General features: G+C 35.6%; 10 protein-coding genes. 4 read left to right on the forward strand and 6 right to left on the reverse strand.

Features of this window, described 5'->3' with window-relative positions; translation table 11 throughout:
- Positions 1–32 precede the first annotated feature (32 nt).
- The 4 genes from mtaB to C7D53_RS15215 form a co-directional block, all read right to left on the reverse strand.
- Positions 33–1,379, reverse strand: coding sequence for a tRNA (N(6)-L-threonylcarbamoyladenosine(37)-C(2))-methylthiotransferase MtaB (gene mtaB, locus C7D53_RS15200; protein WP_106917281.1), 1,347 nt, complete (start codon positions 1,377–1,379; stop codon positions 33–35).
- Between the two features lie 66 nt (positions 1,380–1,445).
- Entirely contained in the window at positions 1,446–2,036 is a 591-nt protein-coding gene (locus C7D53_RS15205) for a DUF1572 family protein (protein ID WP_106917282.1), read from the reverse strand.
- Positions 2,037–2,131: 95 nt separating this feature from the next.
- On the reverse strand, positions 2,132–4,234 hold the full coding sequence (locus tag C7D53_RS15210; protein WP_106917283.1) for a T9SS type B sorting domain-containing protein: 2,103 nt from the start codon (positions 4,232–4,234) through the stop codon (positions 2,132–2,134).
- Positions 4,235–4,394: 160 nt separating this feature from the next.
- The gene (locus C7D53_RS15215; RefSeq protein ID WP_106917284.1) at positions 4,395–5,192 is read right to left on the reverse strand and encodes a hypothetical protein; all 798 of its coding nucleotides are present in this window, start codon (positions 5,190–5,192) and stop codon (positions 4,395–4,397) included.
- A 202-nt stretch (positions 5,193–5,394) separates the two neighbouring features.
- Between C7D53_RS15215 and glgP the strand changes: the two genes are divergently transcribed.
- Positions 5,395–7,059, forward strand: coding sequence for an alpha-glucan family phosphorylase (glgP, locus tag C7D53_RS15220; protein WP_106917285.1), 1,665 nt, complete (start codon positions 5,395–5,397; stop codon positions 7,057–7,059).
- Positions 7,060–7,164: 105 nt separating this feature from the next.
- Here the strand turns inward: glgP and C7D53_RS15225 are convergent, their stop codons facing one another.
- Both C7D53_RS15225 and C7D53_RS15230 read right to left on the reverse strand, forming a co-directional pair.
- On the reverse strand, positions 7,165–7,353 hold the full coding sequence (locus C7D53_RS15225; RefSeq protein ID WP_106917286.1) for a DUF6496 domain-containing protein: 189 nt from the start codon (positions 7,351–7,353) through the stop codon (positions 7,165–7,167).
- 11 nt (positions 7,354–7,364) lie between these two features.
- Positions 7,365–7,838: a hypothetical protein gene (locus tag C7D53_RS15230; RefSeq protein WP_106917437.1), complete on the reverse strand. Its 474-nt coding sequence runs from the start codon at positions 7,836–7,838 to the stop codon at positions 7,365–7,367.
- A gap of 125 nt (positions 7,839–7,963) precedes the next feature.
- On the opposite strand from C7D53_RS15230, the gene C7D53_RS15235 reads away from it, so the two are divergent.
- The 3 genes from C7D53_RS15235 to C7D53_RS15245 all read left to right on the forward strand — a co-directional run bounded on the left by C7D53_RS15235 (position 7,964) and on the right by C7D53_RS15245 (position 12,206).
- The gene (locus C7D53_RS15235; protein ID WP_162926193.1) at positions 7,964–8,188 is read left to right on the forward strand and encodes a bacteriocin-like protein; all 225 of its coding nucleotides are present in this window, start codon (positions 7,964–7,966) and stop codon (positions 8,186–8,188) included.
- An 89-nt stretch (positions 8,189–8,277) separates the two neighbouring features.
- Positions 8,278–10,407: a S9 family peptidase gene (locus C7D53_RS15240; protein WP_106917288.1), complete on the forward strand. Its 2,130-nt coding sequence runs from the start codon at positions 8,278–8,280 to the stop codon at positions 10,405–10,407.
- Positions 10,408–10,550: 143 nt separating this feature from the next.
- Positions 10,551–12,206: a peptide MFS transporter gene (locus tag C7D53_RS15245; protein ID WP_106917289.1), complete on the forward strand. Its 1,656-nt coding sequence runs from the start codon at positions 10,551–10,553 to the stop codon at positions 12,204–12,206.
- Positions 12,207–12,309: the final 103 nt, after the last annotated feature.

Below are 12,309 nucleotides of genomic sequence, written 5' to 3' on the forward strand. Positions count from 1 at the left end.
AAAATAAATTTAGTGGAAATTTTGCAAAGAGCCTATGCTTTTGCTAAAAAGTTTTGGTAAGAAGATTGCACAGAAACCGTGCCATCTGACAGGATTTTTTCTAAATTTAGAAATTCGATTTGATTAACGAACGCAGGGTCAAAGTCTTTTTGAACTCTCACATAGTTTTCTGTGAAGCCGAACATTTTCCCGTCTTTATTTTCGTGCTCCCAAAGTACAGGAAGCGTTTTTCCAAGCTGTGTCTGATAAAATGCCATCTTTTTCTTTTCAGAAAGAATTCTAAGCATTTTATTACGTTTTTTTCTTTCAGCAATCGGAACAATATCGTCCATTGCTGCAGCTTCTGTATTTTCTCTTTCAGAATAAGTAAATACGTGAAGATAGGTAATTGGAAGTTCATTAAGGAAATTATAGGTTTCCATAAATTTTTCTTCTGTTTCTCCGGGGAATCCTACAATCACATCCACTCCAATGGCTGCGTCAGGCATCACCTCACGGATTTTGTTTACTCTATCATTATATAGCTTAGTCAGGTAACGACGCTTCATTTTTTTCAATAAATCATCGCATCCGGACTGTAAAGGAATATGAAAATGTGGCACAAAGCTTTTGCTTTTAGAAACCAGCTCTATACTTTCATCCTTTAAAAGATTAGGTTCAATGGAAGAAATACGGATTCTTTCAATTCCGTCTACTTTATTCAGTTCAGAAATAAGATCAAGAAAAGTATGTTCGTGTCTTTTGTTACCGAACTCACCTTTACCATAATCACCAATATTTACACCGGTAAGTACAATTTCCTTAATATCTTTAGCTGCAATTTCTGTAGCATTTTTCAGAACATTTTCAATGGTATCTGAACGAGAAATTCCTCTTGCTAGCGGAATGGTACAGTAAGTACATTTATAGTCACATCCATCCTGAACTTTTAGGAAAGCCCTTGTTCTATCCCCTATAGAGTAACTTCCGATAAAGAAATCTGTTTCTTCAATCTCGCATGAATGAACAATTCCTTCATTGTCAGTTTTCTCTAAATCGTCAAGGTAGCTTAGAATATTGAATTTTTCTTTAGCTCCTAAAACAAGATCAACTCCCTCGATTTGTGAAATTTCTTCAGGCTTCAACTGTGCATAGCATCCAACAATAACAACCAGCCCCTCAGGATTAGCTTTCATTGCTCTTTTTACATGCATCTTACATTCACGGTCTGCATTTTCTGTTACCGAACATGTATTGATTACGTAGATATTTGCTCTTTCATCAAAGCTTACCTTATCATAACCTGCATCTGTTAATTGACGGGCAATAGTAGATGTTTCTGCAAAGTTTAATTTGCAGCCAAGTGTATGAAACGCGGCAGTTCTGTGAAAAGTAGACATTTGTTACTCCTGAATTTTATGGGTGCAAAGATAGTAATTTTAATAATAATCCAAGATTGATTCAATCTATTGTTTATATTCATCCCTTACTTCAGGGCTGTTTTGAAAGCAAACCGGTGATGAATTGCTATTGGGTTCTCTATCTGAAAATTTACTTTTCATTTCATTATTAAACTCCTGAGACTTATTTCTGGCAATGGAAAGGGTATTCCATTCATTATTTTTTATCATTTTGGCAATATAAATAATCTGTCCAATATGGTAAGGATAATGAGCCAATTGTCGGAAAACTGCATCAATCACAGAATGAGATTCCCCTCTTATCTGGATTATTGAGTACAGATTTCCATCATTAATCTGATCTAAGGCATTAAAAAAACAGGCCCAGCCTTTTTCCCAATATTCAATAACTTCTGCCTTTGTTTTAAATGTACTTACAAACTCTTCATCACGATGGCGCCAGGATTTCTCACCATCTTCAGTTAAAAAGTTGGTCCATCTCGACAGCATATTTCCGGCAATGTGCTTTACAATTACTGCTATGGAATTACTTTCTTCATTGTACTGCCAGAAAATCTGTTCATCAGATAACTGGTTAAATGTTTTATCACCAAGAGATTTATAATACTCAAAGCGTTTTACAAAAAGGTCTTTCATTCTTTCTATTTTCAAGAACCAATGTAAAAAAAGTAAAGATAAAAACCACCTCTTCCGAAGTGGTTTTATCTATGGATTATATTTATGGTATAAGGTTATTCTCTATTTTTAACCAGTACCCAACCTGTAAATTTAACAGGTGTATTTTTCTTATCATTTTCATTCCATAATACGGAATACCAATACGTTCCTGTAGGGACTCTCCTACCAGCAACGGTTCCATCCCATTTATAGCCATTCAGCTTATCTGCCTGATGAATCTTTGTTCCATATCTGTCAAAAACATTGATGGTAAGGTTTTGCTTTCCTGCCAATGCGGAATAATCTATAACATCATTGATTCCGTCTGCATTGGGAGTAATTACGTTAATTAAATTTGGAACAACAATTTCAACTACAATCGGATCACAATCATAGGCATCTTTTACAAATATTTTATAGTCTCCTCTTGGAAGATTGTTGAAAATATTGGAATCCTGCCAAACAATATTATCCAGAGAGTATTTGTAAGACGGGTTTCCTCCTATTACCGAAACTGTTACTGAACTATTTGTAACATCAATACCGGAAACAACCGGCTGTTCGGAGGCGCTTACCATTACTTTTTGTGTAGTGACACATTCTCCGGTTTTCAGTTTTACCCAATACACTCCAATTCCTGTATTAATGGTCTGAGTTGTAGCTCCCGTACTCCATTCATAGCTTTTAAAACCAGGTCCGGCATCTAATATCGTCTTATCTTCGGCACAAATTATTTTATCTTTAAGAATAGCAGAGTATACCGGCGGAATTACTACCAAGGTAACCTTTGCTACAGCATAACAGCCTTGATTATTTAAAACCCTGACATACACTACTCCATTCGGGGCAATATAAGCTGCAGGAGTTGAAATTTCATTCGTTTGATTAATTGCATCAGACAGAGACGGATAATATTTTTTCACTGTATTTTGTGGACCCGTTACTGAAGCATTTATAAGATTAAATGATGCTGTAGCCGGATTAGTTTCAATAAAACATGATCTCAGGGTAGTTTCATTGACAACCACTACTGGATGAAATTTTAAGGTAATCTTGGCCACTGATGAGCACCCAAACTCAGAGGTTACTTTCACATAGATGGTTCCCTCAGCAGATACAAAAGCGGTAGGTGTCAGAATTTCATTGGTTCCGGCATTGAGGTCCGCCATCGTGTGATAATATTTCTTCGTCACACTGGGAATACCTATAACATCTGCTGTTGTAAGGTCAAATAATGCTGTTCCGGCGTTGTTATTGTTACACTCAGTTAAAGTTGCATTTTTAACCGTAATGGATCCGTCTTTGAATTTGAATTTTCCAACCTGTTTACACTTATTGAGCGGATTACTGGGGTTAGTGGCATCTGTATAGCTTATACTGTAGTAGAAAACCGTAGTGGTATTTACCGTGATTGGAGTTGTAATAGGGTTATTCCCTGTTAAAGCATCATTTTGGGTAGTATGATAGCTTACACTAAAGTGTTGATTTCCATTTATAATACCCGGTGATAATGTAGGAAAATCAAACAAAACAGAGCTGGAACAAATAATAACTTCTCTTGGGTCTGCAGGATTAGCTGCTGAAATACCCGGAGGAATAAAAGGATAAGTCTGAATATTCGGATCTGTAAAGGGCGATGCCAGTGTTGCCGTTCCTCCCCACGTCAAAGAGAATGGAGCCGTTGTACTACTTGAACTGCTCACCCAGTTATCGATAAACAAATAATAAGTTTGCGCCGGTAAAACATCCAAATATCTGCAATAAGGGGTAGCAGAGCCTCCCAGAGCATTTGTGATTGTACTTGTCATATTTAATCCTGTAGCAGGTCCGGGCCCTATAACAGTTGCTGCATTACAACGTATTGGCGCTCCTAAACTTCCACAGTTTACATTGGGACCAAAAATAGCCCAGTCATAATCGGCATCCGGATTAGTGGGCACCAGATCAAAGGTTAAGGTTCCTCCTGTAGCAATCGTAATTTTATACCAAATTGAATTATGCTCACCCGTTGCATCCAAGCAGCTTCCAGAATTTACCAATTCCTTGATGGTGCCATAACCTGACGGGCTGTAGGTAATATTTGAGTTCCCACAAACAGCCAGTGCCGAGGCACAATCTGCCTGAGAATAAAAAGTATGGGATATGCATAGAAGAATAAAAAGTAAAATTTTTCTCATAGATATATAGTTTTTATGGTTGAATCAATTAGTAGTCAGACAAATACCCAACTCACACCAAATATACCTATATTTTAATCACAAACAACAAAATTCCAATAACTTTGAAATATTTTAAATCAATACGTTAATTTTTTACTAATAACACAATAAATACCCCTTATTTTATACTTGTTATATTTCCACAAAGATTTTCAAGATGAAAGATTTTATGGAAGGGACTTTTCACTTCATTCAAATGCTCTTTATCCTGAATGAAAGTATATCGGGAAGCAATGGAATTCATGTCTGAAACAATCACCAACCAACATTCATCTACAGAAGTGTCGTAATATGGAAATTTTTCATTTTTCTTTTCGATAAGCTCCAGAATTTTCTCGGAACATAATTCATCAAAAAGGTTCATGCTGTATTCATGGGTAATAAAGACATTTCTTCTGTGAAAAGATTTTCTCACACTTTTTACACACCCTATTCCCTTATTTCTTTTAATACTTTTATAAATGCTTATAATATTTTCTTCCTGCTCCTCTATATGATCAAACTTTATATTAGGATGAAATTCTAAAAAATAAACACCACGGTATTTCGTGGTGTCTTCTTGTTCTAATAATATTTCTGCCTGACGGAACATTTTATTCAAAGTGCTTTCCACTTTTTTCATTTCCAGATGATTGATTACTTCGGTCAATTCTATTCCGATTTTTTTATCGTTTAGCTTTGCGATAAAGTCGGGACTCTCACAGGTAAAGTTTTCAAACTTTACTTCGGGAAAATGATGCATAAAAGAGTTAAGAAGAAGAATCTCTGATTTTTTTCGATATTTTTCACGATCATGAAGCGGAGACTCATCTATGGTACGGTGATATTTTTCTATAGGCTTTTTTTTCAAATGCCTGTTCAGGTAATACAAACTCAGATTTTTAATCAAATCTTCCTCAGAAAATGTCTTTTTCATGTGTGATTTTTTTATTTAATTAGAACACATGCAGCCATTGGCCTTCACCGCTAAAAGTTTTTGATAATCAAAATTTTACACTCTTAAAGATAGGTAAAAAAACTATTCAACACCTACTTTTAAAATTAATTTATTGATTAATTAATGTAAAGTTTATTTTCATAATCAATACCTTTGCTTCTTCTAACACAAATTAGTATTTATGGATTTCAGGAATTTTAAAATACCCTACCACACCAATCCCCAATATTCAAAAAGAACCGCCTATTTTTCGATGGAATTTGCCCTTGAGCAGGTATTAAAAATATACTCAGGAGGACTTGGTTTTCTGGCAGGATCTCATATGAGGAGTGCCTATAACCTGAAGCAGGATCTTATCGGAATTGGTATTCTCTGGAAATTTGGATACTATGACCAGGCAAGAAATCATGACCAGACCCTACAACCGGTATGGACGAGGAAAATGTACAGTTTTCTTGAAGATACAGGAATACAATTTCAAATCGAAATCCACAGTGCTCCTGTTTGGGTAAAGGTATGGTACCTTGATCCTGAGATTTTCAATACAGCACCTATGTTTTTCCTTTCTACGGATGTTCCGGAAAATGATCATGTTTCCAAAACCATCTGTCATAAATTATACGATGCCAATGAATCCACAAAACTGGCTCAATATATTTTGTTAGGAAAAGGAGGAGCAAAATTACTGGATGAAATGAACATTGAAAGAGATGTTTACCACCTGAATGAAGCTCACGGACTTCCGGCAGCATTTTATCTGTTAAAAAAATATAACGGAGACCTGAACAAGGTTAAAGAAAAACTGGTTTTCACCACCCATACTCCTGAAGAAGCCGGAAATGAAAAACATAACTTTAAACTGTGCTATGACATGTCTTATTTCTCCGGATATAGCATGGATGAGGTAAAAAGCATTGAAGGAATTGATGATGAACGTTTCAACCACTCTCTTTGCGCCCTGAAAATGGCTAGAATTGCCAATGGAGTTTCAAAGCTTCATGGAGTAGTTTCCCGGACCATGTGGAATAAATACCCCGGAATTTGTGAAATTACCTCCATCACCAACGCTCAGGAATTTAAATACTGGGCAGATAAACCCCTCTATAATGCAAAGGATGAAAATGACGACACCGTTTTTGACTATCGTAAAAAGCATCTGAAGAAAAAATTATTCAGCATTGTGGCAGACCAGACGGGAAACCTGTTTAATCCAAATGTCTTCACCATTGTCTGGGCCAGAAGATTTACAGGCTATAAGCGTGCAGACTTGCTTTTACATGATAAAGACAGATTCTACAGACTTCTGAATAACCCAAAATATCCGGTGCAAATTATATGGGCAGGAAAGCCTTACCCAATGGATTACTCTGCTATTTCTACTTTCAATACTTTAGTTGAGGAGAGTAAAAATCACAAAAACATGGCCGTTCTTACTGGTTATGAGCTTTCTTTAAGTAAATCATTAAAGCAAGGTTCTGATTTATGGCTAAATAACCCAAGAGTTCCAAGAGAAGCTTCAGGGACTTCAGGAATGACTGCTGCCATGAATGGGTCAGTTAACTTATCTACGGATGATGGCTGGATTCCTGAGTTTGCAAAGCCTGGGGAAAACTCATTTGTAGTGCCAAAGGCAGATTATCTGAATATGAGCATTTATGAACAGGACAACTATGATTTGAATAAATTATATGAAATTCTTGAAAACGAAATTCTTCCAGCCTATTATGACAACCCTGAGCAATGGAGAAAAATTCAACAGAATGCTATGAACGATGTAAAAGATCAGTTCAATAGTGATAGAATGGCTGATGAATACTATAGAATACTTTATAATCAGGCAGAATAGAAAAATAATTCGCTCATACCTATTTTTTAAGTTTATAGAAATTAGGTTATTTGCTTTTCAATAAAAAAATGCCCGCAAAATTTTGCGGGCATTTTTTTATTGAAATTATTTACTTTTTTTCTTTGGAGGTACTTTCAAACCTTTTTCTCTTGCTTCAGAAATACCGATAGCAATGGCTTGTTTTCTGCTTGTTACTTTCTTTCCGGAAGAAGATTTTAATTTTCCTTCCTTGAACTCGTGCATTACTTCTCCTACTTTGTCCTGAGCTTTATCTGAATATTTTGTTTTGCTCATGATAAGATTTTTTAAGATTTTGGCAGGGATACCCCTAGTTCATAAACTTTGGCATGCTTCAAATACTTTGAACGCTCTCTGGATGTTACCGATTCAAAGTGGTCATTTTTGATCACAATGATTGGATCTTCTATATTTTCGATTTCAAAATTGGCAAAATACCGTTCATCCGGACTTGTTTTATCATTTTTTGCCTTAATTTTTTGCAGTTCTTCTGCATATTTTCTAAATCCGGGATCAGATGAGTGGATAAACTTATATTCATCGCCTGCATACACATAGTAATGAAGTTTTTTTTCTATCAACCCGGCTTCATCCATAATCTGAGGGTTATCGTTACCGTCCTTAAACCCCACTTCTACTAATACCCCACCTTTTTTGTGGGCACATTCTGTGGCATCATCAAAACTGGAAAAACCTGTATAGACAATTCGGTCGTTCAATACATAGCGGTTCAGTTTCTGGTTGTATGCATTCGTTTCCATAATTATTCTTTTTGATTTGTAATTATATATATTCAATTTTTTTGCCAAATTATCTTTTTTTTAAAATTTCACCATCCAATGATTTTTTTACTTACTTTAGACCTACTAATAAAAAAATATTTACCATGAAAAATTTCAAAAAAGTTTCAAGAGTACAATTAAAGGAAGTACATGGCGGAGTTTTGCCGGGAATGAGAAGATGTGTAGATGGTGTAACGTGTAAGCTAAGAATCTGGTGGATTGGAGGACTAGAGGAAGTTCCTTGTAATTCTTCTTATCCAACCTGTGCTCCCGAGGGATATTATCCACCGGAGACAGGAGATCCGGGAACCATTCATGTAGCAAATTAGCATAAAAGATCAGGACATTAGGTTCTGATTTTTGTTTTATATTGTTATGTAAGTAAGAATTATTAAATTTGGAATCATTAAAATTAGAAATGAAAAAAATACTTTTAACTCTTACTATAGCTGCTGCGTTTCATAATGTGTCAGCACAGGAAATTACTTTAGACAAAATATATTCAGGATATTACCGTGGCAAGGGCATTGCAGGGATTACGTCCATGAAAAGCGGTGAAAACTACTTGGTCATTGAACCCACCGGAATTGCAAAGTATTCTTATAAAACGTCTCAAAAGGAGGGAAACATTGTAGATGGAAACTTCGAAAGCTATGAGTTTTCTGATGATGAGTCTAAGATTCTTCTGCTGAAAGAAAGCCAGCCTATCTACAGACATTCTTTTCTGGGAAAATTTGAGGTAAAAGATTTAAAATCAGGAAAGGTTATAAGTCTAAATGACGGAAAGCCTGTACAGGAGCCAAGATTCTCACCTGATGCAACAAAAATTGCTTTCATTTCGGATAATAATTTATTCTTTCAGGATCTTAATTCAGGAAAGATTACCCAAATCAGTAATGACGGAAAGAAAAATTCAATCATCAATGGTTTGGCTGATTGGGTGTATGAAGAAGAATTTGGACATGCAAGACAATATGAATGGACTAAAAATTCTGATGCCATTGTATTTGTAAAGTCTGATGAAAGCCAGGTTCCGGAAATTTACATTCCTATCTACGGAAAAAATCTTTACCCTGGAGAAATGCGTTATAAATATCCTAAAGCAGGAGAAAAAAATTCTATTGTTTCGGCACAACTATATCGTCTTGATACAGGAAAAACAATGCAGTTAAATCTTGGTTCGTTCAAAAATTACTATATCCCGAATGTTTTACAGACTGCAAAACCTGATGAGGTTGTGCTAATTACTTCTGAAAGAATTCAAAATGCATCAGATATATTAAAGGTAAATACCAAGACAGGGGCTGTTCAGAAATTATTTACTGAAACAGATGATAAATGGATTGATACCGACAGTCCGACAATGGAATTCCTAGAGGATGATTCTTTCCTTTGGGCTTCTGAAAGAGATGGAAATCGTCATTTGTATTGGTATGACAAAGATGGAAAGCTAAAGAAGCAGATTACTAAAGGAAACTGGGAGGTAACTGATTATTATGGTTTTAATCCAAAATCCAAGGAGATCTATGTTCAGACTACAGAAAAAGGAAGCATTAATAAAGTTGTTTCTAAAGTAAATATCGACAGTGGCAAGTCTCAGCTTATCTCTAATGCAGAGGGAAATAATTCTGCCAACTTCAGCAAAAACTACAATTATTTCATTGAAACATCTTCTACTGCTGCAAAACCATATTCGTATGTTTTGAAAGACGGAAGTGGTAAAACAGTGAAAGAACTTCAAAATAACAATGACCAGCTTCAGAAACTAAAGTCGGATAATTTTGTTGAAAAGGAATTCATTACAATTCCGAATGCAGTAGGTGATCAAATGAATGCATGGGTAATGAAGCCTAAAAACTTTGATCCTAATAAAAAATATCCATTGTTTATGTTCCAATATTCTGGTCCGGGATCTCAGCAGGTGGCTAATTCTTGGGACAATGGGAATGCCATGTGGTTCAATCATCTTGTACAAAAAGGATATATTGTTGCTTGTGTAGATGGACGTGGAACAGGTTATAAAGGGGCAAAATACAAGAAAGTCACTTATATGAACCTTGGAAAATATGAAATTGAAGATCAGATTACCGCTGCAAAATGGTTCGGAAACCAATCTTATATTGATAAGGGCAGAATCGGAATGTTTGGATGGAGCTTCGGTGGTTATATGACCAGTTTAGCAATGACAAAAGGGGCAGATGTTTTCAAAATGGGTATTGCAGTAGCTCCTGTAACCAACTGGAGATATTATGATTCAGTATATACGGAGAGATTCATGAGAACTCCTCAGGAAAATCCTGATGGATATGACAAAAACTCTCCTACAGAATACGCAGGTTTATTGAAAGGGAAATTCCTGTTAATACACGGAACAGCTGATGATAATGTACACTTCCAAAATTCAATGGAATTATCTGAAGCCTTGATTCAAAATAAAAAACAGTTTGACTTCATGGCGTACCCGGATAAAAACCACGGAATCTATGGTGGGCAGACAAGACCACAGCTATACCAGAAAATGACAGATTTTATTCTGAGTAATTTATAATCACATTACAGATTAAAACGATACATCCCTTTCAAGTTTTTGAGAGGGATTTTTATTTATTTCATTAATCATTTGTCTAAGGATTATTTATTTTATCAATTGAAATTAAAAACTTATTTTTGGGGGAATTGAAATTTGAATATATGAAGACTAAACATCCTAAAGGGCTACCCTATCTCTTTTTTACAGAAATGTGGGAGCGTTTCGGGTACTACCTGATTCTTGGAATCTTTGTTTTGTATGTAATAGAGCCTACCGGTATGAAAGGTGGTCTGGGATTACCTGACAAAACTGCTGATGATATTTTCGGAACTTATATTGCACTAACATACCTTACTCCGTTTATTGGAGGGTTCTTGGCAGACAGAGTTCTTGGATACATCAAATCTATTTATCTCGGAGGCTTTTTAATGGCTGCCGGATATATAGGAATGGGAGTTTTCAAAGATTTACCTTTATTTTATGCTTCTTTGGCATTAATTATCATTGGAAATGGTTTCTTTAAACCTACTATTTCTACCCTTTTAGGAAACCTTTATTCTGAAGAACCTTATAAAGCCAACAAAGATTCCGGATACAATATTTTCTATATGGGAATCAACATTGGGGCCTTTATATGTAACATTATTGCTGCATTTATGCGTAATAAATTCGGTTGGGGTGAAGCTTTCATCACTGCCGGAGTTGGGATGCTTATCGGGATGGTTATTTTTACCATCGGAAGAAAGCACTATATCCATGCAGCACAAATGAAGCCTGTACAGGAGGGAGATACAAAACTTTCTGAAATTATGCTTAAAGTATTTGTTCCTGCCATCATAGCCGGAGGAATTGGTTGGTTTATTCCCAATAATATCTTTGGAAGCGACAGTACAGATGCCTTTATTTTTGCGTGTGTTCCTGTTATTTATTTTTATGCTTCACTTTACTTTAAAGCTAAGCCTGATGAAAAAGCATCAATTGGGGCATTACTTTCCGTATTCCTAATCAGTATGTTTTTCTGGGCAGTTTTCAAACAGAATGGTACTGCTTTAACGAGATGGGCCAACTATTATACTGACAGAAGTGTTCCTGCTTCTCTTGAAAAGCCATTGGAAGGAATCTACATGGTTGATGGTAAAAGCTATGAGGATAAAGAAACTCCTGTTTATGATGACCAATTCCGATCTCAAAAGGATGACAAAGGAGAGACTAAAAAAGAAACCGGAAAAGATGTTTATTTTAAAAATATTTCTCCTGAGCAACGTGCAACTTTAGAGAAAAATCCTGAAAATAAAGTCTATCTATACAATACAGAATTATTCCAATCCATTAACCCATTCTGGGTAATTGCGCTGACTCCTGTTATTGTTGGATTCTGGGCTCTGCTAAGAAGAAAAGGAAAGGAACCTTTAACACCAACGAAGATCGTTTTAGGACTCTTTATTTCAGGATTATCCTGTCTTGTTATGGTTTTAGCGGTAATGGCCGGAGAAAACGGAGCTGTAAAAGTTTCCCCTTTATGGCTGGTAGCCAGTTATGGAGTGATTACAATCGGGGAATTATGTCTTTCTCCAATGGGACTTTCTTTTGTTTCCAAGCTTTCTCCTGCTAGAATTACAGCCTTGATGATGGGTGGGTTTTTCCTTGCAAACTCTGTAGGTAACAAACTTTCGGGGATCCTGGCAAGTACATGGTATAGCTATGAAAATAAAACGAATTATTTCCTTGTAAATTTCGGTTTGTTAATATTTGCTACATTATTAGGCCTTTCAATGTTAAAAAGATTAAATAAGATTATGAAAGAAAAAGGACACTAATCCTTACTATTATAACGAATAACAAGCTGCGGAATGGTTCCGCAGCTTTTTTATTTAAAAATAAAATTAAAACCTTGCCAAAAACCCAAAATAAACTATATTT

This window comes from Chryseobacterium aurantiacum, assembly GCF_003020585.1.
Lineage (GTDB): Bacteria > Bacteroidota > Bacteroidia > Flavobacteriales > Weeksellaceae > Chryseobacterium > Chryseobacterium aurantiacum.